11 protein-coding genes, 2 tRNA genes and 7 rRNA genes are annotated in these 24,650 nt (G+C 55.7%); 13 read left to right on the top strand and 7 right to left on the bottom strand.

The features are described from left to right. Positions 1-2 precede the first annotated feature (2 nt). From J3A98_RS23675 to J3A98_RS23665, 3 genes are all read right to left on the bottom strand, one after another. Entirely contained in the window at positions 3-317 is a 315-nt protein-coding gene (locus tag J3A98_RS23675) for an NAD(P) transhydrogenase subunit alpha (protein WP_003252914.1), read from the bottom strand. Between the two features lie 11 nt (positions 318-328). Next, positions 329-1,450 (bottom strand): Re/Si-specific NAD(P)(+) transhydrogenase subunit alpha, encoded by a 1,122-nt coding sequence (locus J3A98_RS23670; RefSeq protein ID WP_021784628.1) that lies wholly within the window; start codon positions 1,448-1,450, stop codon positions 329-331. Positions 1,451-1,869: 419 nt separating this feature from the next. Continuing rightward, the gene (locus J3A98_RS23665; protein WP_176683042.1) at positions 1,870-2,787 is read right to left on the bottom strand and encodes a LysR family transcriptional regulator; all 918 of its coding nucleotides are present in this window, start codon (positions 2,785-2,787) and stop codon (positions 1,870-1,872) included. A gap of 160 nt (positions 2,788-2,947) precedes the next feature. Between J3A98_RS23665 and J3A98_RS23660 the strand changes: the two genes are divergently transcribed. The 11 genes from J3A98_RS23660 (at position 2,948) to rrf (J3A98_RS23610) (ending at position 16,742) form a co-directional block, all read left to right on the top strand. Then, positions 2,948-4,129: an acyl-CoA dehydrogenase gene (locus J3A98_RS23660; RefSeq protein WP_003252907.1), complete on the top strand. Its 1,182-nt coding sequence runs from the start codon at positions 2,948-2,950 to the stop codon at positions 4,127-4,129. Between the two features lie 13 nt (positions 4,130-4,142). Continuing rightward, positions 4,143-5,363: a CaiB/BaiF CoA-transferase family protein gene (locus tag J3A98_RS23655; protein WP_209968857.1), complete on the top strand. Its 1,221-nt coding sequence runs from the start codon at positions 4,143-4,145 to the stop codon at positions 5,361-5,363. A 553-nt stretch (positions 5,364-5,916) separates the two neighbouring features. Beyond that, a 16S ribosomal RNA gene (locus J3A98_RS23650) occupies positions 5,917-7,453 on the top strand. A 293-nt stretch (positions 7,454-7,746) separates the two neighbouring features. After that, positions 7,747-10,639, top strand: a 23S ribosomal RNA gene (locus J3A98_RS23645). Between the two features lie 131 nt (positions 10,640-10,770). Then, a 5S ribosomal RNA gene (rrf, locus tag J3A98_RS23640) occupies positions 10,771-10,886 on the top strand. A gap of 449 nt (positions 10,887-11,335) precedes the next feature. Continuing rightward, positions 11,336-12,872: ribosomal RNA gene (locus J3A98_RS23635) — 16S ribosomal RNA — on the top strand. 85 nt (positions 12,873-12,957) lie between these two features. After that, positions 12,958-13,034 (top strand) — tRNA-Ile (locus J3A98_RS23630). A gap of 24 nt (positions 13,035-13,058) precedes the next feature. Continuing rightward, positions 13,059-13,134 (top strand) — tRNA-Ala (locus tag J3A98_RS23625). Between the two features lie 243 nt (positions 13,135-13,377). Continuing rightward, positions 13,378-16,270, top strand: a 23S ribosomal RNA gene (locus J3A98_RS23620). Between the two features lie 131 nt (positions 16,271-16,401). Next, positions 16,402-16,517: ribosomal RNA gene (gene rrf, locus J3A98_RS23615) — 5S ribosomal RNA — on the top strand. A gap of 109 nt (positions 16,518-16,626) precedes the next feature. Continuing rightward, positions 16,627-16,742: ribosomal RNA gene (gene rrf / locus J3A98_RS23610) — 5S ribosomal RNA — on the top strand. Together the 16S, 23S and 5S rRNA genes with 2 tRNA genes alongside form the textbook arrangement of a ribosomal RNA operon. 66 nt (positions 16,743-16,808) lie before the next feature. Here rrf (J3A98_RS23610) and J3A98_RS23605 read toward each other — a convergent pair. From J3A98_RS23605 to J3A98_RS23590, 4 genes are all read right to left on the bottom strand, one after another. Beyond that, on the bottom strand, positions 16,809-19,223 hold the full coding sequence (locus tag J3A98_RS23605; protein ID WP_281067764.1) for a TonB-dependent siderophore receptor: 2,415 nt from the start codon (positions 19,221-19,223) through the stop codon (positions 16,809-16,811). Between the two features lie 165 nt (positions 19,224-19,388). Beyond that, positions 19,389-20,345: a FecR family protein gene (locus tag J3A98_RS23600; protein WP_209969943.1), complete on the bottom strand. Its 957-nt coding sequence runs from the start codon at positions 20,343-20,345 to the stop codon at positions 19,389-19,391. A gap of 4 nt (positions 20,346-20,349) precedes the next feature. Next, entirely contained in the window at positions 20,350-20,853 is a 504-nt protein-coding gene (locus tag J3A98_RS23595; RefSeq protein WP_176685778.1) for a sigma-70 family RNA polymerase sigma factor, read from the bottom strand. Between the two features lie 106 nt (positions 20,854-20,959). Then, the gene (locus J3A98_RS23590; protein ID WP_176685777.1) at positions 20,960-21,649 is read right to left on the bottom strand and encodes a GntR family transcriptional regulator; all 690 of its coding nucleotides are present in this window, start codon (positions 21,647-21,649) and stop codon (positions 20,960-20,962) included. Between the two features lie 203 nt (positions 21,650-21,852). On the opposite strand from J3A98_RS23590, the gene lapG reads away from it, so the two are divergent. Beyond that, positions 21,853-22,614: a cysteine protease LapG gene (gene lapG / locus J3A98_RS23585; protein ID WP_209968851.1), complete on the top strand. Its 762-nt coding sequence runs from the start codon at positions 21,853-21,855 to the stop codon at positions 22,612-22,614. A 10-nt stretch (positions 22,615-22,624) separates the two neighbouring features. Continuing rightward, positions 22,625-24,571 (top strand): cyclic di-GMP receptor LapD, encoded by a 1,947-nt coding sequence (gene lapD / locus J3A98_RS23580; RefSeq protein WP_209968848.1) that lies wholly within the window; start codon positions 22,625-22,627, stop codon positions 24,569-24,571. The last annotated feature ends 79 nt before the right edge of the window (positions 24,572-24,650 follow it).

The following is a 24,650-nucleotide window of genomic DNA, read 5'->3' as shown; positions in this document are numbered from 1 at the left end:
GCTTACTTCTTCGCCTCGTTCTTGGTTTTCTTCTTGAACATCTCAAGCATGCGGCGGGTGACCAGGAAGCCACCGAACACGTTGACTGCGGCAAGGGCTACGGCCAGCGTGCCCATCAACTTGCCGGCCGGGGTCACGGTCAGGGCTGCGGCCAGCATGGCGCCGACGATCACGATTGCCGAGATGGCATTGGTGACCGCCATCAATGGGGTGTGCAGCGCCGGGGTGACGTTCCACACCACGTGGTAGCCCACATAGATGGCCAGCACGAAAATGATCAGGTTATAGATGCCGTGGGAAATCAGCATGTCTTCCATTGTCGTGCTCCTTAGCCGTTTTTGCGGACGACTTGACCATCACGGCACATCAGGCAGGCCGCGACGATGTCGTCTTCGAGGTTGATGATCAGCGCGCCGTCCTTGTCGAACAGCAGCTTCATGAAGTCCAGCAGGTTGCGTGCATACAGTGCCGAAGCATCGGCACCCACCTGGGCCGGCAGGTTGGTCGGGCCGACGATGGTCACGCCATTCTCCTGCACCACCTGGTCTGCGACGGTCAGCGGGCAGTTGCCGCCTTGGGCGGCAGCCAGGTCGATGACTACCGAGCCAGGCTTCATCTGCGCCACGGTTTCGGCGCTTAGCAGGGTCGGCGCCTTGCGGCCTGGGATCAGCGCGGTGGTGATGACGATATCGGACTGCTTGGCGCGCTCGTGCACGGCCTGGGCCTGGCGCTGCATCCAACTGGCCGGCATTGGTCGGGCATAGCCGCCAACGCCTTCGGCGCACTCTCGCTCCTCGTCGGTCTCGTATGGCACGTCGATGAATTTTGCGCCCAGTGATTCGATCTGCTCTTTCACAGCAGGGCGAACGTCGGATGCTTCGATCACCGCACCCAGGCGCTTGGCTGTGGCGATGGCCTGCAAGCCGGCAACGCCGGCACCCAGGACCAGCACGCGTGCCGCCTTGACGGTACCGGCAGCGGTCATCAGCATCGGCATGAAGCGTGGGTAGTGATGGGCTGCCAGCAACACGGCCTTGTAACCGGCGATGTTGGCCTGCGACGACAGCACGTCCAGGCTCTGCGCCCGCGATGTTCGCGGCGCGGCTTCCAGGGCGAAGGCGGTAATACCGCGTTCGGCCATCTTGCCGATCAGTTCCCCGTTGAAGGGGTTGAGCATGCCCACCAGAAGGCTGCCGCTGTTGATCAGGGCCAGTTCCTGGTCGTTGGGGGCGACCACTTTGAGTACCAATTGGGCGCCGTAGGCATCGGCAGCGCTCCCAATGGAAGCACCCACGGCTTCATAGGCACTGTCCGGAATGGCGGCGTTGAGCCCTGCCCCCCGTTGAACGGTGACCTGATGGCCCTGGCCAATCAGTTTCTTGATGGTTTCGGGGGTCGCAGCGACCCTTGTCTCACCGGTCTGCGTCTCGAGAGGAACACCAATGTGCACGACTATTTCTCCTGCGGTGACCTTTTGTCTTTGTAGAAGCCAGCACACTTCGGATGGTGCGCTGGGGCGGCTGTGGAGCGCCAACCCGCCGGATCCCGGGCGGGGCGAAGCATTTTGCAGACGAACCCAGAGGCCTTCAACCGGTTCTGGAGCGAAACGAAGTCAAAACTACAAGTCACCCTGTGACCGCTTGTCGCAGTGATAGGGCTGCAGCCCTTCAAGCATGGGCCATTGGCAGATTAGGAGAAAAAATCAAAAAAAAATCGGCCAATTCGCTTACGACTAGTTGGATGTCGCAAAATAACTCGCTAAGCCGCGTACTTAGCAGGGTTAAAGGGTATTTTTGTGCTTGCGTTACAGTTTGCGTATATGCGACATATACATATATCTGTAGGTGTTTAAAATAATTGACTACAGAGTCAATTCGTCGCGCTTGTCCCTGTCTTATTGATGTAGGCCTGAGCCTGGCTCACAAGCCAGTCGCGAAAAGCTCGTAGCGAGGCCGACTCCACCTTGCGCTCTGGAATCATCAGATAGTAGGCCTTGTCGCTACTCAGGGCATGCCTGTTAGCGACCACCAGCCTACCCTCCTCCAACTCCCGCTGGATCAGGAACGGTGGTATCAGGGCAATGCCCATGTCGTGCATGGCCGCCTGGGCGAGCATCGAGAATAGTTCATAGCGCGGGCCTGTCATGTCGCGCTCAACGTGCATGCCCACACTGCCGAACCATTGCCGCCAGGCATACGGGCGTGTGCTCTGCTGCAGCAATGGTAGTTGCGCGATGTGGCGTGCTTCGAGCACGCCTTGGCCGTTCAGCAGTGTCGGGCTGCAAACCGGTACCGGGTTTTCGCCCATCAGTTGGTGCGACTGGGTGCCTGACCAGTCTGCATCACCAAAATAGATGGCTGCATCGAAGGCAGTGTCGGCAAACAGGAAGGGCCGGGTGCGGTTGGTAAGGTTGACCGTGACCTCCGGATGGCGCTGCTGGAAGTCCTTGAGCCGTGGTAGCAGCCATTGAGTGCCAAACGTCGGTACTACCGCCAGTTCGATCACATTGGCGCCTTGCTGGCGCATCACCGACAAGGTATCGCGCTCCACGGCATCCAGTTGGGCCGCCACCTGGCGACTGTAGGACAGGCCGGCTTCAGTCAGCGTCACGCCGCGGCGCGAACGGCGGAACAGTTCCACATTGAGGAAGGCTTCAAGACCGCCGATCTGCCGACAGACGGCACCCTGGGTCAGTGCGAGTTCCTGGGCAGCCTTGGTAAAGCTCTCGTTACGGGCTGCCGCCTCGAAGCAAATCAGGGCGGCGGTACTGGGGATCTTACGGCGCATGTACGTCAACCTCACTTGTAAGGCTGTCAATAAGGCGTTTTGCCGATTTACGGAGTGACAAAATATCACTAATCGGTGCGCAATCCTCGTTTGTCCCCGCCGCCGATCAGGCCTAGGCTCAAAGGCACAAGAAACTGCCCCCTATTTCGAGGATTCGCTCATGGCCGGTAAAGCAAGCTTCAACTGGATCGACCCGTTGCTGCTGGATCAGCAGCTCACTGAAGAAGAGCGCATGGTGCGTGACAGCGCTTATCAGTTCGCCCAGGACAAGCTGGCACCGCGTGTGCTCGAGGCCTTCCGCCACGAGCAGACCGACCCCGCGATCTTCCGCGAGATGGGTGAAGTCGGCCTGTTGGGTGCAACCATCCCCGAGCAATACGGTGGCAGCGGCCTGAACTATGTGTGCTACGGCCTTATTGCTCGCGAAGTGGAACGTATCGACTCGGGTTACCGCTCGATGATGAGCGTGCAGTCGTCGCTGGTGATGGTGCCGATCAACGAATTTGGCACCGAAGCGCAAAAGCAGAAGTACCTCCCCAAACTGGCCAGTGGCGAGTGGATTGGTTGCTTCGGTCTGACCGAGCCTAACCATGGCTCCGATCCTGGCTCGATGATTACCCGGGCGAGGAAGGTCGATGGTGGCTACCGGCTGACCGGCAGCAAGATGTGGATCACCAACAGTCCCATCGCCGATGTGTTCGTGGTGTGGGCCAAGGATGATGCAGGCGATATCCGTGGCTTTGTACTGGAAAAAGGCTGGCAAGGTCTCAGTGCCCCGGCCATTCATGGCAAGGTTGGCCTGCGCGCCTCGATCACTGGTGAAATCGTCATGGACAATGTGTTCGTGCCGGAAGAGAACATCTTCCCGGACGTGCGTGGCCTCAAGGGCCCGTTCACCTGTCTGAATTCGGCTCGCTATGGTATTTCGTGGGGGGCGCTGGGTGCCGCTGAAGCCTGCTGGCACACCGCTCGCCAATACACCTTGGATCGTCAGCAGTTTGGTCGTCCACTGGCCGCCAACCAGTTGATACAGAAGAAGCTGGCCGACATGCAGACCGAAATCACCCTGGCGCTGCAGGGCTGCCTGCGTCTGGGGCGCATGAAGGATGAAGGGACGGCTGCGGTGGAGATCACCTCCATCATGAAGCGCAATTCCTGCGGCAAGGCGCTGGATATCGCCCGTATGGCGCGTGACATGCTGGGCGGCAACGGCATCTCCGACGAGTTTGGTGTGGCCCGTCATCTGGTTAACCTGGAGGTGGTCAACACCTATGAAGGTACCCACGACGTGCATGCACTTATCCTGGGGCGTGCGCAGACTGGTATCCAGGCGTTCTATTAATAAGGAGCAAGCCATGGGCGCGCTATCACATCTGCGGGTGCTAGACCTTTCGCGCGTGTTGGCCGGCCCGTGGTCTGGTCAGATTCTGGCTGACCTTGGCGCCGACGTGATCAAGGTCGAGCGCCCTGGCAGTGGCGACGATACCCGCTCATGGGGGCCGCCTTTCCTAAAGGATGTCGAAGGTGAGGACACCAGTGAGGCGGCTTACTACCTGTCGGCCAACCGCAACAAGCGCTCGGTGACCATCGACTTTACCCAGCCAGAGGGGCAGCGGTTGGTGCGGGAGCTGGCGGCGAAGTGCGATATCGTCATAGAGAACTTCAAGGTGGGTGGGCTGGCTGCCTATGGCCTGGACTACCAGAGCCTCAAGGCGGTAAACCCGCAGCTCATCTATTGCTCCATTACCGGCTTCGGTCAGACCGGGCCCTATGCCAAGCGCGCTGGCTATGACTTCATGATCCAGGGATTGGGTGGGCTGATGAGCCTGACCGGTCGTCCGGAGGGTGAAGAAGGCGCGGGGCCGGTCAAGGTGGGTGTGGCGCTTACCGATATTCTGACCGGGTTGTATTCCACGGTCGCCATGCTGGCTGCTCTCGCCCACCGGGATCAGACAGGGATCGGCCAACATGTCGACATGGCATTGCTCGATGTGCAGGTCGCCTGTCTGGCGAACCAGGCAATGAACTACCTGACCACGGGCACCCCTCCTCGTCGGCTGGGCAATGCACACCCCAATATAGTCCCCTACCAGGACTTTCCGACGGCAGATGGCGATTTCATTCTTACTGTGGGTAATGACAGCCAGTTCCGTAAGTTCGCCGAGGTGGCTGGGCAGCCGCAGTGGGCGGAAGACCCGCGCTTCGTTACCAATAAGCTGCGGGTGGCCAACCGGGCCGAGCTGATACCATTGATCCGTCAGGCTACGGTATTCAAGACCACGGCTGAGTGGGTGGCCCAGCTGGAGGCTGCTGGAGTGCCATGTGGGCCTATCAATAACCTGGCGCAGATGTTCCAGGACCCTCAGGTATTGGCGCGTGGGTTGGCGGTGAGTATTCCGCATCCATTGGCGGGTAATGTGCCGCAGGTTGCGAGCCCGATACGGTTGTCGGAGACGCCAGTGGAGTATCGCCGGGCGCCACCACTGCTGGGCGAGCACACCGAAGTGGTGCTGGGGGAATTATTGGGGCTGGATGCCGGCGAGGTACAGCGTCTGCGTGTTGCGGGTGTGCTTTAGATGAAAAGCGGGGAGGCCGACAGGCCTCCCCGCTTTGCTTTTCTGCGCTATCAAGGTTTATTGAAATTAAAGGTTGACGCCCTCTCGAATCCCCTTATAATGCGCCCCACTTCCAGCGACAACGGAACGACAAACTCCTTGAAATTCAATGAGTTAGACAATTCTGAAGGTGCTGCAAGGGCTACGATCAAATGATCGAAAGCGGTTAAAAAGGTGGTTGACAGTGCTTCTAAGTGCTGTATGATTCGCCTCCCGCTACGAGAGATCGCAGCGAGCCAAGTGTTTGAAGCTAAACGAGTTTCTCGCAAAAAACTTCAAAATAAACGCTTGACAGGCTCTGAGGAAAGCGTAGAATGCGCGCCTCGGTTGAGACGAAAAGCTCTTAACCAAACGCTCTTTAACAAATCGAATCAAGCAATTCGTGTGGGTGCTTGTGAGTACGGACTGATAGTCAAAAAGATTATCAGCATCACAAGTGGCCATGCGAGAAATCACATAGTCATTTGAGATTGCTGAGCCAAGTTTAGGGTTTCTTAAAAACCCAAGCAGTATTGAACTGAAGAGTTTGATCATGGCTCAGATTGAACGCTGGCGGCAGGCCTAACACATGCAAGTCGAGCGGATGACGGGAGCTTGCTCCTTGATTCAGCGGCGGACGGGTGAGTAATGCCTAGGAATCTGCCTGGTAGTGGGGGACAACGTTTCGAAAGGAACGCTAATACCGCATACGTCCTACGGGAGAAAGCAGGGGACCTTCGGGCCTTGCGCTATCAGATGAGCCTAGGTCGGATTAGCTAGTTGGTGGGGTAATGGCTCACCAAGGCGACGATCCGTAACTGGTCTGAGAGGATGATCAGTCACACTGGAACTGAGACACGGTCCAGACTCCTACGGGAGGCAGCAGTGGGGAATATTGGACAATGGGCGAAAGCCTGATCCAGCCATGCCGCGTGTGTGAAGAAGGTCTTCGGATTGTAAAGCACTTTAAGTTGGGAGGAAGGGCAGTAAGTTAATACCTTGCTGTTTTGACGTTACCGACAGAATAAGCACCGGCTAACTCTGTGCCAGCAGCCGCGGTAATACAGAGGGTGCAAGCGTTAATCGGAATTACTGGGCGTAAAGCGCGCGTAGGTGGTTTGTTAAGTTGGATGTGAAAGCCCCGGGCTCAACCTGGGAACTGCATCCAAAACTGGCAAGCTAGAGTACGGTAGAGGGTGGTGGAATTTCCTGTGTAGCGGTGAAATGCGTAGATATAGGAAGGAACACCAGTGGCGAAGGCGACCACCTGGACTGATACTGACACTGAGGTGCGAAAGCGTGGGGAGCAAACAGGATTAGATACCCTGGTAGTCCACGCCGTAAACGATGTCAACTAGCCGTTGGAATCCTTGAGATTTTAGTGGCGCAGCTAACGCATTAAGTTGACCGCCTGGGGAGTACGGCCGCAAGGTTAAAACTCAAATGAATTGACGGGGGCCCGCACAAGCGGTGGAGCATGTGGTTTAATTCGAAGCAACGCGAAGAACCTTACCAGGCCTTGACATGCAGAGAACTTTCCAGAGATGGATTGGTGCCTTCGGGAACTCTGACACAGGTGCTGCATGGCTGTCGTCAGCTCGTGTCGTGAGATGTTGGGTTAAGTCCCGTAACGAGCGCAACCCTTGTCCTTAGTTACCAGCACGTTATGGTGGGCACTCTAAGGAGACTGCCGGTGACAAACCGGAGGAAGGTGGGGATGACGTCAAGTCATCATGGCCCTTACGGCCTGGGCTACACACGTGCTACAATGGTCGGTACAGAGGGTTGCCAAGCCGCGAGGTGGAGCTAATCTCACAAAACCGATCGTAGTCCGGATCGCAGTCTGCAACTCGACTGCGTGAAGTCGGAATCGCTAGTAATCGCGAATCAGAATGTCGCGGTGAATACGTTCCCGGGCCTTGTACACACCGCCCGTCACACCATGGGAGTGGGTTGCACCAGAAGTAGCTAGTCTAACCTTCGGGAGGACGGTTACCACGGTGTGATTCATGACTGGGGTGAAGTCGTAACAAGGTAGCCGTAGGGGAACCTGCGGCTGGATCACCTCCTTAATCGACGACATCAGCCTGCTGATGAGCTCCCACACGAATTGCTTGATTCATTGTCGAAGACGGTTTTTCCTGGTCAGAACCTGGAAATGAGCATTCGCATCGAATGTTGATTTCTGGCTTTTGTCAGATCGTTCTTTAAAAATTCGGATATGTGATAGATATAGACTGAACACCAGTTTCACTGCTGGTGGATCAGGCTAAGGTAAAATTTGTGAGTTCTGCTCGAAAGAGCAACGTACGAATTTTCGGCGAATGTCGTCTTCACAGTATAACCAGATTGCTTGGGGTTATATGGTCAAGTGAAGAAGCGCATACGGTGGATGCCTTGGCAGTCAGAGGCGATGAAAGACGTGGTAGCCTGCGATAAGCTTTGGGGAGTCGGCAAACAGACTGTGATCCAGAGATCTCTGAATGGGGGAACCCACTCAGCATAAGCTGAGTATCTTGTACTGAATACATAGGTGCAAGAGGCGAACCAGGGGAACTGAAACATCTAAGTACCCTGAGGAAAAGAAATCAACCGAGATTCCCTTAGTAGTGGCGAGCGAACGGGGACCAGCCCTTAAGTTGATTTGAGATTAGTGGAACGCTCTGGAAAGTGCGGCCATAGTGGGTGATAGCCCCGTACACGAAAATCTCTTATCAATGAAATCGAGTAGGACGGAGCACGAGAAACTTTGTCTGAATATGGGGGGACCATCCTCCAAGGCTAAATACTACTGACTGACCGATAGTGAACCAGTACCGTGAGGGAAAGGCGAAAAGAACCCCGGAGAGGGGAGTGAAATAGAACCTGAAACCGTATGCGTACAAGCAGTGGGAGCCTACTTTGTTAGGTGACTGCGTACCTTTTGTATAATGGGTCAGCGACTTATATTCAGTGGCGAGCTTAACCGAATAGGGGAGGCGTAGCGAAAGCGAGTCTTAATAGGGCGTTTAGTCGCTGGGTATAGACCCGAAACCGGGCGATCTATCCATGGGCAGGTTGAAGGTTAGGTAACACTGACTGGAGGACCGAACCGACTACCGTTGAAAAGTTAGCGGATGACCTGTGGATCGGAGTGAAAGGCTAATCAAGCTCGGAGATAGCTGGTTCTCCTCGAAAGCTATTTAGGTAGCGCCTCATGTATCACTGTAGGGGGTAGAGCACTGTTTCGGCTAGGGGGTCATCCCGACTTACCAAACCGATGCAAACTCCGAATACCTACAAGTGCCGAGCATGGGAGACACACGGCGGGTGCTAACGTCCGTCGTGAAAAGGGAAACAACCCAGACCGTCAGCTAAGGTCCCAAAGTCATGGTTAAGTGGGAAACGATGTGGGAAGGCTTAGACAGCTAGGAGGTTGGCTTAGAAGCAGCCACCCTTTAAAGAAAGCGTAATAGCTCACTAGTCGAGTCGGCCTGCGCGGAAGATGTAACGGGGCTCAAACCATGCACCGAAGCTACGGGTATCATCTTACGATGATGCGGTAGAGGAGCGTTCTGTAAGCCTGTGAAGGTGAGTTGAGAAGCTTGCTGGAGGTATCAGAAGTGCGAATGCTGACATGAGTAACGACAATGCGAGTGAAAAACTCGCACGCCGAAAGACCAAGGTTTCCTGCGCAACGTTAATCGACGCAGGGTTAGTCGGTCCCTAAGGCGAGGCTGAAAAGCGTAGTCGATGGAAAACAGGTTAATATTCCTGTACTTCCAGTTATTGCGATGGAGGGACGGAGAAGGTTAGGCCAGCCTGGCGTTGGTTGTCCAGGTTTAAGGTGGTAGGCTGGAATCTTAGGCAAATCCGGGATTTCAAGGCCGAGAGCTGATGACGAGTTGCCTTTAGGCGACGAAGTGGTTGATACCATGCTTCCAAGAAAAGCTCCTAAGCTTCAGATAACTGGGAACCGTACCCCAAACCGACACAGGTGGTTAGGTAGAGAATACCAAGGCGCTTGAGAGAACTCGGGTGAAGGAACTAGGCAAAATGGCACCGTAACTTCGGGAGAAGGTGCGCCGGCGAGGGTGAAGGACTTGCTCCGTAAGCTCATGCCGGTCGAAGATACCAGGCCGCTGCGACTGTTTATTAAAAACACAGCACTCTGCAAACACGAAAGTGGACGTATAGGGTGTGACGCCTGCCCGGTGCCGGAAGGTTAATTGATGGGGTTAGCGCAAGCGAAGCTCTTGATCGAAGCCCCGGTAAACGGCGGCCGTAACTATAACGGTCCTAAGGTAGCGAAATTCCTTGTCGGGTAAGTTCCGACCTGCACGAATGGCGTAACGATGGCGGCGCTGTCTCCACCCGAGACTCAGTGAAATTGAAATCGCTGTGAAGATGCAGTGTATCCGCGGCTAGACGGAAAGACCCCGTGAACCTTTACTATAGCTTTGCACTGGACTTTGAATTTGCTTGTGTAGGATAGGTGGGAGGCTTTGAAGTGGGGACGCCAGTTCTCATGGAGCCATCCTTGAAATACCACCCTGGCAACTTTGAGGTTCTAACTCAGGTCCGTTATCCGGATCGAGGACAGTGTATGGTGGGTAGTTTGACTGGGGCGGTCTCCTCCCAAAGAGTAACGGAGGAGTACGAAGGTGCGCTCAGACCGGTCGGAAATCGGTCGTAGAGTATAAAGGCAAAAGCGCGCTTGACTGCGAGACAAACACGTCGAGCAGGTACGAAAGTAGGTCTTAGTGATCCGGTGGTTCTGTATGGAAGGGCCATCGCTCAACGGATAAAAGGTACTCCGGGGATAACAGGCTGATACCGCCCAAGAGTTCATATCGACGGCGGTGTTTGGCACCTCGATGTCGGCTCATCACATCCTGGGGCTGAAGCCGGTCCCAAGGGTATGGCTGTTCGCCATTTAAAGTGGTACGCGAGCTGGGTTTAGAACGTCGTGAGACAGTTCGGTCCCTATCTGCCGTGGACGTTTGAGATTTGAGAGGGGCTGCTCCTAGTACGAGAGGACCGGAGTGGACGAACCTCTGGTGTTCCGGTTGTCACGCCAGTGGCATTGCCGGGTAGCTATGTTCGGAAGAGATAACCGCTGAAAGCATCTAAGCGGGAAACTTGCCTCAAGATGAGATCTCACTGGGATCTTGAATCCCCTAAAGGGCCGTCGAAGACTACGACGTTGATAGGTTGGGTGTGTAAGCGCTGTGAGGCGTTGAGCTAACCAATACTAATTGCCCGTGAGGCTTGACCATATAACACCCAAGCAATTTGCTGACGCAGATTGCGGTGGTGAAGACGAAAGACCCGAAAATTCGTAAGACCACAAATATCGCATATCCGGATTCGCTGGGCTGTCCATCTGGACATTCTGGCTACAGAATTTCTTGACGACCATAGAGCATTGGAACCACCTGATCCCATCCCGAACTCAGTAGTGAAACGATGCATCGCCGATGGTAGTGTGGGGTTTCCCCATGTGAGAGTAGGTCATCGTCAAGATTCATTTCGCAAAACCCCTATCTGCGCATGCAGGTAGGGGTTTTGTCTTTAAGTAGAAGCTCATGCTTCGTCCTGGTAAGCCGCAAGGTCAGCCAGTTGCAGTAAAAAGGTGGTTGACAGTGTTTTTGAATGCTGTATTATTCACCTCCCGCGACGAGAGATCGAAGCGAGTTAAGTGTCTGAAGTTAAACGAGTTTCTCGCAAAAAACTTCAAAATAAACGCTTGACAGGCTCTGAGGAAAGCGTAGAATGCGCGCCTCGGTTGAGACGAAAAGCTCTTAACCAAACGCTCTTTAACAAATCGAATCAAGCAATTCGTGTGGGTGCTTGTGAGTACGGACTGATAGTCAAAAAGATTATCAGCATCACAAGTGGCCATGCGAGAAATCACATAGTCATTTGAGATTGCTGAGCCAAGTTTAGGGTTTCTTAAAAACCCAAGCAGTATTGAACTGAAGAGTTTGATCATGGCTCAGATTGAACGCTGGCGGCAGGCCTAACACATGCAAGTCGAGCGGATGACGGGAGCTTGCTCCTTGATTCAGCGGCGGACGGGTGAGTAATGCCTAGGAATCTGCCTGGTAGTGGGGGACAACGTTTCGAAAGGAACGCTAATACCGCATACGTCCTACGGGAGAAAGCAGGGGACCTTCGGGCCTTGCGCTATCAGATGAGCCTAGGTCGGATTAGCTAGTTGGTGGGGTAATGGCTCACCAAGGCGACGATCCGTAACTGGTCTGAGAGGATGATCAGTCACACTGGAACTGAGACACGGTCCAGACTCCTACGGGAGGCAGCAGTGGGGAATATTGGACAATGGGCGAAAGCCTGATCCAGCCATGCCGCGTGTGTGAAGAAGGTCTTCGGATTGTAAAGCACTTTAAGTTGGGAGGAAGGGCAGTAAGCTAATACCTTGCTGTTTTGACGTTACCGACAGAATAAGCACCGGCTAACTCTGTGCCAGCAGCCGCGGTAATACAGAGGGTGCAAGCGTTAATCGGAATTACTGGGCGTAAAGCGCGCGTAGGTGGTTTGTTAAGTTGGATGTGAAAGCCCCGGGCTCAACCTGGGAACTGCATCCAAAACTGGCAAGCTAGAGTACGGTAGAGGGTGGTGGAATTTCCTGTGTAGCGGTGAAATGCGTAGATATAGGAAGGAACACCAGTGGCGAAGGCGACCACCTGGACTGATACTGACACTGAGGTGCGAAAGCGTGGGGAGCAAACAGGATTAGATACCCTGGTAGTCCACGCCGTAAACGATGTCAACTAGCCGTTGGAATCCTTGAGATTTTAGTGGCGCAGCTAACGCATTAAGTTGACCGCCTGGGGAGTACGGCCGCAAGGTTAAAACTCAAATGAATTGACGGGGGCCCGCACAAGCGGTGGAGCATGTGGTTTAATTCGAAGCAACGCGAAGAACCTTACCAGGCCTTGACATGCAGAGAACTTTCCAGAGATGGATTGGTGCCTTCGGGAACTCTGACACAGGTGCTGCATGGCTGTCGTCAGCTCGTGTCGTGAGATGTTGGGTTAAGTCCCGTAACGAGCGCAACCCTTGTCCTTAGTTACCAGCACGTTATGGTGGGCACTCTAAGGAGACTGCCGGTGACAAACCGGAGGAAGGTGGGGATGACGTCAAGTCATCATGGCCCTTACGGCCTGGGCTACACACGTGCTACAATGGTCGGTACAGAGGGTTGCCAAGCCGCGAGGTGGAGCTAATCTCACAAAACCGATCGTAGTCCGGATCGCAGTCTGCAACTCGACTGCGTGAAGTCGGAATCGCTAGTAATCGCGAATCAGAATGTCGCGGTGAATACGTTCCCGGGCCTTGTACACACCGCCCGTCACACCATGGGAGTGGGTTGCACCAGAAGTAGCTAGTCTAACCTTCGGGAGGACGGTTACCACGGTGTGATTCATGACTGGGGTGAAGTCGTAACAAGGTAGCCGTAGGGGAACCTGCGGCTGGATCACCTCCTTAATCGACGACATCAGCCTGCTGATGAGCTCCCACACGAATTGCTTGATTCATTGTAAAAGACGATGCTGTAACGCGACCCTGTTATAGGTCTGTAGCTCAGTTGGTTAGAGCGCACCCCTGATAAGGGTGAGGTCGGCAGTTCAAATCTGCCCAGACCTACCATTACATGGTTCAGCCGTAAAATACGGGGCCATAGCTCAGCTGGGAGAGCGCCTGCCTTGCACGCAGGAGGTCAGCGGTTCGATCCCGCTTGGCTCCACCACTTTCGCCGTACGCAGTCACTTGTCAGAACTTAGAAATGAACATTCAGCTCGAATGTTGATTTCTGACTTTTGTCAGATCGTTCTTTAAAAATTCGGATATGTGATAGATATAGACTGAACACCAGTTTCACTGCTGGTGGATCAGGCTAAGGTAAAATTTGTGAGTTCTGCTCGAAAGAGCGACGTACGAATTTTCGGCGAATGTCGTCTTCACAGTATAACCAGATTGCTTGGGGTTATATGGTCAAGTGAAGAAGCGCATACGGTGGATGCCTTGGCAGTCAGAGGCGATGAAAGACGTGGTAGCCTGCGATAAGCTTTGGGGAGTCGGCAAACAGACTGTGATCCAGAGATCTCTGAATGGGGGAACCCACTCAGCATAAGCTGAGTATCTTGTACTGAATACATAGGTGCAAGAGGCGAACCAGGGGAACTGAAACATCTAAGTACCCTGAGGAAAAGAAATCAACCGAGATTCCCTTAGTAGTGGCGAGCGAACGGGGACCAGCCCTTAAGTTGATTTGAGATTAGTGGAACGCTCTGGAAAGTGCGGCCATAGTGGGTGATAGCCCCGTACACGAAAATCTCTTGTCAATGAAATCGAGTAGGACGGAGCACGAGAAACTTTGTCTGAATATGGGGGGACCATCCTCCAAGGCTAAATACTACTGACTGACCGATAGTGAACCAGTACCGTGAGGGAAAGGCGAAAAGAACCCCGGAGAGGGGAGTGAAATAGAACCTGAAACCGTATGCGTACAAGCAGTGGGAGCCTACTTTGTTAGGTGACTGCGTACCTTTTGTATAATGGGTCAGCGACTTATATTCAGTGGCGAGCTTAACCGAATAGGGGAGGCGTAGCGAAAGCGAGTCTTAATAGGGCGTTTAGTCGCTGGGTATAGACCCGAAACCGGGCGATCTATCCATGGGCAGGTTGAAGGTTAGGTAACACTGACTGGAGGACCGAACCGACTACCGTTGAAAAGTTAGCGGATGACCTGTGGATCGGAGTGAAAGGCTAATCAAGCTCGGAGATAGCTGGTTCTCCTCGAAAGCTATTTAGGTAGCGCCTCATGTATCACTGTAGGGGGTAGAGCACTGTTTCGGCTAGGGGGTCATCCCGACTTACCAAACCGATGCAAACTCCGAATACCTACAAGTGCCGAGCATGGGAGACACACGGCGGGTGCTAACGTCCGTCGTGAAAAGGGAAACAACCCAGACCGTCAGCTAAGGTCCCAAAGTCATGGTTAAGTGGGAAACGATGTGGGAAGGCTTAGACAGCTAGGAGGTTGGCTTAGAAGCAGCCACCCTTTAAAGAAAGCGTAATAGCTCACTAGTCGAGTCGGCCTGCGCGGAAGATGTAACGGGGCTCAAACCATGCACCGAAGCTACGGGTATCATCTTATGATGATGCGGTAGAGGAGCGTTCTGTAAGCCTGTGAAGGTGAGTTGAGAAGCTTGCTGGAGGTATCAGAAGTGCGAATGCTGACATGAGTAACGACAATGCGAGTGAAAAACTCGCACGCCGAAAGACCAAGGTTTCCTGCGCAACGTTAATCGACGCAGGGTTAGTCGGTCCCTAAGGCGAGGCTGAAAAGCGTAGTCGATGGAAAACAGGTTAATATTCCTGTACTTCCAGTTATTGCGATGGAGGGACGGAGAAGGTTAGGCCAGCCTGGCGTTGGTTGTCCAGGTTTAAGGTGGTAGGCTGAAATCTTAGGCAAATCCGGGATTTCAAGGCCGAGAGCTGATGACGAGTTGCCTTTAGGCGACGAAGTGGTTGATACCATGCTTCCAAGAAAAGCTCCTAAGCTTCAGATAACTGGGAACCGTACCCCAAACCGACACAGGTGGTTAGGTAGAGAATACCAAGGCGCTTGAGAGAACTCGGGTGAAGGAACTAGGCAAAATGGCACCGTAACTTCGGGAGAAGGTGCGCCGGCGAGGGTGAAGGACTTGCTCCGTAAGCTCATGCCGGTCGAAGATACCAGGCCGCTGCGACTGTTTATTAAAAACACAGCACTCTGCAAACACGAAAGTGGACGTATAGGGTGTGACGCCTGCCCGGTGCCGGAAGGTTAATTGATGGGGTTAGCGCAAGCGAAGCTCTTGATCGAAGCCCCGGTAAACGGCGGCCGTAACTATAACGGTCCTAAGGTAGCGAAATTCCTTGTCGGGTAAGTTCCGACCTGCACGAATGGCGTAACGATGGCGGCGCTGTCTCCACCCGAGACTCAGTGAAATTGAAATCGCTGTGAAGATGCAGTGTATCCGCGGCTAGACGGAAAGACCCCGTGAACCTTTACTATAGCTTTGCACTGGACTTTGAATTTGCTTGTGTAGGATAGGTGGGAGGCTTTGAAGTGGGGACGCCAGTTCTCATGGAGCCATCCTTGAAATACCACCCTGGCAACTTTGAGGTTCTAACTCAGGTCCGTTATCCGGATCGAGGACAGTGTATGGTGGGTAGTTTGACTGGGGCGGTCTCCTCCCAAAGAGTAACGGAGGAGTACGAAGGTGCGCTCAGACCGGTCGGAAATCGGTCGTAGAGTATAAAGGCAAAAGCGCGCTTGACTGCGAGACAAACACGTCGAGCAGGTACGAAAGTAGGTCTTAGTGATCCGGTGGTTCTGTATGGAAGGGCCATCGCTCAACGGATAAAAGGTACTCCGGGGATAACAGGCTGATACCGCCCAAGAGTTCATATCGACGGCGGTGTTTGGCACCTCGATGTCGGCTCATCACATCCTGGGGCTGAAGCCGGTCCCAAGGGTATGGCTGTTCGCCATTTAAAGTGGTACGCGAGCTGGGTTTAGAACGTCGTGAGACAGTTCGGTCCCTATCTGCCGTGGACGTTTGAGATTTGAGAGGGGCTGCTCCTAGTACGAGAGGACCGGAGTGGACGAACCTCTGGTGTTCCGGTTGTCACGCCAGTGGCATTGCCGGGTAGCTATGTTCGGAAGAGATAACCGCTGAAAGCATCTAAGCGGGAAACTTGCCTCAAGATGAGATCTCACTGGGATCTTGAATCCCCTAAAGGGCCGTCGAAGACTACGACGTTGATAGGTTGGGTGTGTAAGCGCTGTGAGGCGTTGAGCTAACCAATACTAATTGCCCGTGAGGCTTGACCATATAACACCCAAGCAATTTGCTGACGCAGATTGCGGTGGTGAAGACGAAAGACCCGAAAATTCGTAAGACCACAAATATCGCATATCCGGATTCGCTGGGCTGTCCATCTGGACATTCTGGCTACAGAATTTCTTGACGACCATAGAGCATTGGAACCACCTGATCCCATCCCGAACTCAGTAGTGAAACGATGCATCGCCGATGGTAGTGTGGGGTTTCCCCATGTGAGAGTAGGTCATCGTCAAGATTCATTTCGCAAAACCCCTATCTGCAGATGCAGGTAGGGGTTTTGTCTTTAAGTAGGAACTACAGAGATTCGCAGGCGTGTCCTAGGGACGGGCCAGCACACAGAATTTCTTGACGACCATAGAGCATTGGAACCACCTGATCCCATCCCGAACTCAGCAGTGAAACGATGCATCGCCGATGGTAGTGTGGGGTTTCCCCATGTGAGAGTAGGTCATCGTCAAGATTAAAACCCAAAGCCCCTGTCTGCGATGCAGACAGGGGCTTTGTCTTTTACGGGTATCAATATCGGTTAGAACTGATAGCTGACCGTGGCGCTCACATTGCGCTCTTCACCCATGTAGCAGTAGTTCAGGCTGGCACATGAAGTAATGTAGCTTTCATTGGTGAGGTTGTTGGCGTTCAAGCGCACATCCACACCCATCAGGCCGACCTTGCCTAGGTCATAGCCGATCGAGGCGTCTAACAGTGTGTAGGAAGGCACCTTCATGCTGTTTTCCGCATCCACCCAGCTGTACCCCACATATCGCACCCCACCGCCAAGCCGCAAGCCATCCAGTGCCCCTTGGCGGAAGTTGTAGTCGGCCCACAGCGAGAGCATCTGTTTCGGTGCCTGAGTTGGCGAATTACCCTTGTTGTCCAAGTTGCCCGACACAAGGCTAGGCATCGACTTCGAATACTCGATATCGGTGAAGGTATAGCCACCCAGCAGTTTGAGGCTGTCGGTCAGCTGCACATGGGCCTCCAGCTCCAGCCCTTGCGAACGGACTTCACCGACAGGGCGATAGAAGTCTTCGTTAGGCTGTTTAGACGCCAAGTTCTCCTGCTCGATGCGGAACACCGATGCGGTGAACAGGTTGTCGCTCCCTGGTGGCTGATATTTGATGCCAGCTTCCCACTGAGTGCCCTCCGTCGGTGCCAGCGGCCGGCCTTGCTGGTCGGACACGGTATTCGGGTTGAACGACTCTGAGTAGCTGATGTAGGGCGCAATGCCGTTCTCGAACAGGTAGAGCACTCCTGCCCGGGAGGTGAACCTGGAGCGCTGATCACTGACCTTGCTGTCGCTGTCACGGTCCTCTTCGGACACCTTCACCCAGTCCTGGCGCAGCCCCAAGGAAAAGCGCCACTGGTCCAGCTCCACGAGATCCTGCAGGTACACACCCGTTTGTTGCAAGCGCCGCTGGTAGCGGTTCTCGCCCAGTACCTGAAGGTTGCCATTGCCGTACTGCGGATTGCCGGCATCCAGCGGGTCGACGGTGCCATAACGCCATGTCACGTCGGCTTTGCGCCGCTGGTAGTCGGCCCCCAGGAGCAAGGTGTGCTTGGCGGCCCCGGTAAAGAATTCTGCCTGCAGCATGTTATCAATGATGTACGAATGCAGACGCTCGTCGCCGCCGGTATAGGCGCGGTTTAGCATATTGCTGTCAACATCTGCCCAGCCGGCGGCGTACACCTGGTCCATCGACACGTCGGAATCCTGATAGCGAAAGTTCTGCCGCGCGGTGAACACATCATTGAAGCGGTGCTCAAACTGGTAGCTGAAGGACTGCTGAGTGCGCTCGTAGTTGTCGATGCTCGGCTCGCCTTCGAAGAAATGGTCTGACAGGCGTAAACCGTTGCGCTTGTGCAGCATGCCGTCTGCAGGGTTGCCGCCGTGGTATCCACCGTCAGGGTCGTGCTGCAAATAGGCCTGCAGCGTGAGTGAGGTGTCTTCGGTGAAGTCGACGCTGATAGCAGGGGCGATTGCGTAACGTTCTTCCTTGTTATGGTCGAACTGAGTGTCGGAAGCATCCGCCAAACCCGTCAGTCGATACGCAATGCGTTTGTCGTCATCCACAGGACCACTGAAGTCGAAGCCCACGCCACGCTGGCCCTGAGTACCTACCGTGGCCTGAACCTGATGGTAAGGGGCAAAGAGTGGCTTCTTGGTGGTCAGGGCTACCAGGCCACCTGGCGAGCTTCGCCCGTACAGTACCGAAGACGGTCCTTTGAGAATGTCGATGCGCTCAAGGAAGTATGGGTCGACCTGCATGGTGCTGTAGGTGCCGTTGTCGCCCATTGACTTGAGCCCATCGACGTAGATGTTGTCCACCGAGCCGTCGTTGAAGCCGCGCATGGCTGCATAGTCGTAGCGATGGGTGGCACCGTAGGGGTTGGTCAGTACTCCAGGCGTGTAGCGCATGGCTTGGGCTACGGTCTGAGAGCCCTGATCGTCCATCTGTTGGTGAGTAACTACCGAGACCGATTGGGATGTCTCCACCAAAGGCATGCTGGTCTTGGTCGCCACTTGGCTGTGCGTGGCGTTGTAACCCTCCATGCTGCCCAGTGCGTTGCCGAGGGAGAAACTACGAATGTCGGTGTCTGGCAATGCCAGGGCGGCGTTCTGACGTTGTGCCTGCAGCACATAGTTACGTCCCGCCTGGTTGACGGCTTCCAGCCCGCTGCCATTTAGCAACTGGCGCAGCGCCTGATCGGTAGTGTACTGCCCCTGCAATCCGTTGGAGTGCAGGCCATCGGTCAGCTGAGGTGTGCTCGACAGGGTGATGCCGGCCTGGCGAGCGATATTGTTGAGCACGTCGGTCAGTTGGCCAGCTGGTATTGCATAGTGTTGGCTCGCTTCGGCTGTGTCGGCCGCTACGGAAAGTTGCGGAGCAGTTGCCAGGCCCAAGGCGGCACCAAACAGAACAGCCCGGATGGCATGGCGCAAGTGAGCTGATTGCGGGACTGGACGAAAATCATTCGGGATGTAAGTGTGGGTTGACACCGGGCTAAGAGGCATGAAGGGTCCGTTAAAGTGTTGAGGGCAGAAAGTGTCGCTTACTGTCCTAGCCGGACCTGGATTCAAAACCCGCCAAAAATCGATAACGCCTTATCAGGTCATGCTCTCCACATGCACCCACCAGCGTGTACGTCGACGAAGTCGTACGGGCAGCGTCTGCGGCAGCAGCCGAAGCAGTTGATCCGGATCTTCGAGCCGGAATACCCCTGACAGGCGCAGGTCGGCAATCTCATTGCTGCAGCCCAGGTAACCATGGCGATAGCGGCTGACCTGTGCGAGGAAGTTGGAGAGGCGCATGTCCTGAGTGACGATCAACCCTTCAGTCCAGGCCATCGCATCCATGTCCAAGTGTGCGAGCCGGTGCGCACCTTGAGCATCCACGCGCCAGTTCTGGCCATTTTCGATCCACTGCAGTTGGCCACTACCAGGCTGGTGTATCGCCACTCTGCCGTGGCTGACGCTGACACGTGTGCAGTCACTATCCTGGTAGGCCACAAAGCGACCTTCGAAGCCTTCAAGCAGCGCGTCGCGGGTTTGTAGCAGCAGGGGATGCCGGGGGGTGCAGTTGATCATCAATTCCCCATGCTTCAGGCGAACCAGACGCTGTTGATCATGGAAGGCCAAGTCCACGGCACTGCAGGTATTGAGTTGCATCAGTGAGCCATCGGGCAGGGTGAAGACGCGCCGCTCGCCCGTGCCGGTGGCATAGTCTGAGGCCCAGGCACTGACAGTATCGAGATCTTTGGCCAGCCAGCTCGCCGATCCTGCCATGACAATGCCGCCAAGCAGCTTCAGTGCCTGCCGGCGACGCAGGCGCTGCTGGCTGGTTTCCAGTGTCTGCAATGCCAGCCCGGCACCGGGGATAGCGCGCAGGTCAAGGTCCTGATGAAGGTGAACCACACGCTGCCAGGCCTGTTCGTTTTCGTGGTGGATGCTGCGCCATTGCGCGCACTGTTGTTGCAGAGCCGGATCGTGTCCGCTTTCACGCAGCCGCAACATCCACTGAATGGCTTGCCTGACCGTTTTTGTATCAGGGCGTGCGACGATCATGGATTCAGCAGTCGTCTTCATAGCGCAGCACGTAGCAGTGATAGAGCGCATCGGCGATGTAGCGCTCAACGGTGCGCACGGAGATCCCCATCTGTTCGGCGATGGTCTGATGCTTCAGCCCCTCGCATTGAGCCAGCAGGAATGCGCGACGTACCTTGGGTTTGAGGCCGTCGAGCATGCGTGCGATGCGCTCAAGCAATTCCAGCAGCAGCTCGCGTGTCTCGACTGAGGGGACCAGTGCTTCCGGCACATGGGCCAAAGCCTCCAGGTAGGCCTTGTGCAGTTCCTCGCGGCGCCAATGATCGATCACCAGCCCACGCGCTACCGTGCGCAGGAAGGCCCTGGGTGCATTCAGCTGCAATTGTTCACGACGCTGTAGCAAGCGTACGAAGGTATCCTGGGCCAGGTCAGCTGCATCGGCTGCGTTGCCGAGCTTGCTACGCAGCCAGGTATGCAACCAGCCGTGGTGGTCACTGTAGAGCGTTTGCACGGAATCGTTGCTGGGCATGGAGGAGGGCGCCGGCATCAATGGACGTTAATGATAATTAGTCTCATTGTTGGCGGAGCAAGATTAATTTGCAACCCATCAGTTCGCGCGTAAAGCCGGTAACGGGCTAACGCCCCAATTGCGTATCCAGGTAATTGCGGATCACCCGCGCCCCGCCATTGAGGTGCCGTTCCAGCACTGCTACCGCTTCGTCCACCAGCTTGTCGCTGGCCGCATCTACCAGTGCGTTGTGATCGTCCTGAGTCAGCTTGCCCAGGCCCATGGACGAAAGATGGAAACGCAGGAAGCGTTCTTCCTCGTTCAGTTCGTTCTCGATAAGGCGCAGTAGTTTCTTGTTCGGCGCCTTGCTGTACAGCGCCATGTGGAACAGGCGGTTGAGGCGGCCAATTTCGGCGTGGCTGGTCTCGCTCTCCAGTTGCTCGATATACCCGCGGGCGCTGGCAATGTCGCTGGCATCAAGCAGCGGGATAGACTGGCGCAACGCCTCGCTCTCGAGCAGTACGCGAAGGGCATAGGTGTCCACTGCATCCTCGCCGATCAGCGGTGCAACTACGGCACCCTTGTGCATCTCCACTTTCAGCAGGGATTGCGCTTCGAGCTGGCGCAGAGCTTCGCGCACGGGCATGCGACTGACGCCGTACAAGGTGGCGAGCTCTTGTTGGCGAATTGCAGTACCAGGTGGCAAGCGACCATCGAGAATGGCGCTGCGCAGGCGTTCTTCGATCACGCCACGGGCCTGGTGCGGCAACAATTGCTCGCTGGCCAGCACATTGCTCAATTTGATTTTCTTGGCCACGCGACGCCTGCCTCAACGATGACTGTATTGGATCCAATAACGCTAGTAATAGCTTGTGAGGGTGTCAAACCTGCACCCACACTGGTACGGGCGCCCCAAAAGCGCGGCTATGGTGGAGTAAGTCGCACGTCAAAGGAAGCGACCTATAGAAAGATGTAAGCAGAAAGTATAGGCGGGCTGACAGCCGGGTGCGTGATTGCAGGGTGCCATTGTCTTTTGCTGTGGCAAGCCCCAACATCGCTGCTTCCGACTGGTCTGAACAGGGCTTCGCAGTGGCGATATCCTGGTTGCTCAAAACCGTTGTGCGATATGTCGGCTTTGCCGCGCTGCTGGGCAGTCTTCTGCTGGGCGGCTTGCATGCGGATTGGGATTTCTCCCAGATCAGCCGCAAGTCGCAGGCCCTGTACGGCCCACTGGGCGTCGGGAAGGGCCGCATTGATGCCTGGCAGAACCTGATGGCCACGCAGAAGCAGGGTACCGAGCTTGAACGGTTGCAAGTGGTCAACCGCTTCTTCAACCAGCAATTGCGTTATGTCGAGGATATCGATCTGTGGCATGAGGTCGACTACTGGGCCACACCTGTGCAGGCACTGATCAAAGGTGCAGGGGACTGCGAGGATTACGCTATCGCCAAATATTTCAGCCTTCGGCGCATGGGAATCCCCAGCGAAAAACTGCGCATCACCTACGTCAAGGCGCTGCGGCAGAACCGGGCACACATGGTCCTGACCTATTATTCAAGCCCACAGGCCCAGCCTTTGGTGCTGGACAGTCTGATGGATGCCATCAAGCCGGCAAGCCAGCGTATCGACCTGCTGCCGGTGTACGCCTTCAATGGTGAAGGGTTGTGGCTGACAGGCGCGGCAGGGAACAAGAAGGTTGGTGATACCAAGCGGCTGTCACGCTGGCAGGATTTGTTGAAGAAAATGCAGGCCGAAGGGTTCCCGGCCGAGCCGGTTTACTGAAGGAGCACAGATGTCACTGTTCAAACAATTGCTGTTGGCCATTTGCCTGTTCCTGGTGGTCGCCTTCAGTGGCAGTTTCATGGTCAGCCTGGAAAGCTCGCGCAGCCAGTACGTCAACCAGCTGCGCTCGCACGCCCAGGATGCGGCCACTGCGCTGGCGCTTTCGCTGACGCCGAATATCGACGACCCAGCGATGGTCGAGTTGATGGTCAGCTCGATCTTCGACAGTGGTTACTATGCAAGCATCAAGGTTGTCGACCTGGGCTCCAATGCCGTGCTGGTGGAGCGTCACGCCGAGCCAGACCCTGGCGGTGTCCCGCTTTGGTTCGTGCGCCTGATCGGCCTCGAGGCTGCCGGCGGCGATGCAATCGTCAGCCGTGGCTGGCAACAGGCCGCGCGCGTTGAAGTGATCAGCCACCCGATGTTCGCCATTGCCAAGCTTTGGCAAAGTGCCTTGGGCAGCCTCGGTTGGTTGCTGTTGTGCGGTGCGGCCAGTGCCGTGCTCGGTGCCTTGTTATTGCGCCGTCAGTTGAAGCCGCTGGACTACATGGTCGAGCAATCCCATGCCATTGCCCGCCGCGAGTTCCTCAGCCTCCCAGAGTTGCCACGCACGCCGGAGCTACGCCGCGTGGTGCAAGCGATGAACCAGATGGTCGAGAAGCTCAAAGCCCTGTTCACCGAGCAGGCCGAGCGCAGTGAGCGGCTGCGGGCGGAGTCCTATCAGGACAGCCTGACCGGGCTGTCGAACCGCCGCTATTTCGAAATGCAGCTGAATACTCGGGTAAGCAACCTGGAAGACGCGCGCGCCGGCTACCTGCTTTTGTTGCGGGTTCAAGGCCTGGCCGGCCTTAACGCCCGCCTTGGCGGCCAGCGTACTGACCAGTTGTTGCAAGCGGTAGGTGAACAGCTGCGTCGTACTTGTGCCAGCTACCCGGAAACCAACGACCTTATTTCCCGCAGCCGCGGCGGCGAGTTTGCAGTGCTGGCGCCGGGCATGGTGCATGAGGAGGCAGTTCAGCTTGCCCAGGCTCTGGAGGCAACGTTGCAGAGCCTGCACGAAACGGGTGCCAGTGATATCGACCCGGTGGCATGCATAGGCCTGGCGCCATTCAGCCCTGGTGATTCACCGCAGGCGTTGCTGAAGCTCGCCGACGAGGCTCTGGCCCGCGCAGAGAACCAGCCAACGCCGGGTTGGGTATGCCTTGAGCAAGGTGTTGCCGCGGTTGCTGCTGACAGCCAGCATGACTGGCACGAGCGGCTCGATCAGGCGTTCATCAATGGGCATTTCGAGCTGTTCTTCCAGCCCGTGATGGATTGCGCTTCCATGCAACGGGTACTGCACCACAAAGTTATTTCGCGTTTGCGGGATGGCCAGGGCGAGGCTTTGCCGGCGGGCCGCTTCCTGCCTTGGCTGGAGCGCTTCGGCTGGATGCCGCGGCTTGATGTGCTGGTGCTGGAGAAAGTGTTGGCGCACCTGCGAGGGCATGACCAGGTACTGGCGTTGAATCTGTCCGCCGCCACCCTGGCTGACCCCAAGGCCCTTCAGCGCGTTTTCGAGCTGCTGGGCCAGAACGCCGCGCTCGGCCCGCGACTGGTTTTTGAAATTGGCGAGGAGCAGTTGCCTGAGCAGGTAGCATTGGAGCAACTTACCCGGCGGCTGCATGGGCTTGGCTTCGGGTTGGCGTTGCAACGCTTTGGTGGGCGCTTCAGCATGATTGGCAACCTTGCGCACCTGGGCTTGGCGTACCTGAAGATTGACGGCAGTTACATCCGCAACATCGATCATGAGCAGCACAAGCGGCTGTTCATCGAAGCGATCCAGCGAGCGGCGCACAGCATCGACCTGCCGCTGATTGCCGAGCGAGTCGAGACGGAAGGGGAGCGGTTGGTGTTGCAGGAGATGGGAGTAGGCGGGATTCAGGGGCAACTGGTAGGTGAGCCTGCGCCCTGGCGCTGAACGGCTTTTTGCGCCCCGCCTTAGAAGCGATCTAGAGCCGGAAAAGGGCCGCGGAGCGGCCCCGGGGTTCACGTAGCGA

The sequence above is a fragment of the Pseudomonas sp. BP6 genome (assembly GCF_017875935.1).
Taxonomy (GTDB): domain Bacteria; phylum Pseudomonadota; class Gammaproteobacteria; order Pseudomonadales; family Pseudomonadaceae; genus Aquipseudomonas; species Aquipseudomonas putida_Y.
Note: the sequence above shows the minus strand (reverse complement) of the source record. Positions and strands in the feature narration are given on the sequence as shown.

Bases quoted from the DNA above. Each gene is read 5' to 3' on its own strand.
- J3A98_RS23675 (WP_003252914.1), bottom strand. From the start codon at position 317: ATGGAAGACATGCTGATTTCCCACGGCATCTATAACCTGATCATTTTC.
- J3A98_RS23665 (WP_176683042.1), bottom strand. From the start codon at position 2,787: ATGCGCCGTAAGATCCCCAGTACCGCCGCCCTGATTTGCTTCGAGGCG.
- J3A98_RS23660 (WP_003252907.1), top strand. From the start codon at position 2,948: ATGGCCGGTAAAGCAAGCTTCAACTGGATCGACCCGTTGCTGCTGGAT.
- J3A98_RS23655 (WP_209968857.1), top strand. From the start codon at position 4,143: ATGGGCGCGCTATCACATCTGCGGGTGCTAGACCTTTCGCGCGTGTTG.
- J3A98_RS23600 (WP_209969943.1), bottom strand. From the start codon at position 20,345: ATGATCGTCGCACGCCCTGATACAAAAACGGTCAGGCAAGCCATTCAG.
- J3A98_RS23595 (WP_176685778.1), bottom strand. From the start codon at position 20,853: ATGCCCAGCAACGATTCCGTGCAAACGCTCTACAGTGACCACCACGGC.
- lapD (WP_209968848.1), top strand. From the start codon at position 22,625: ATGTCACTGTTCAAACAATTGCTGTTGGCCATTTGCCTGTTCCTGGTG.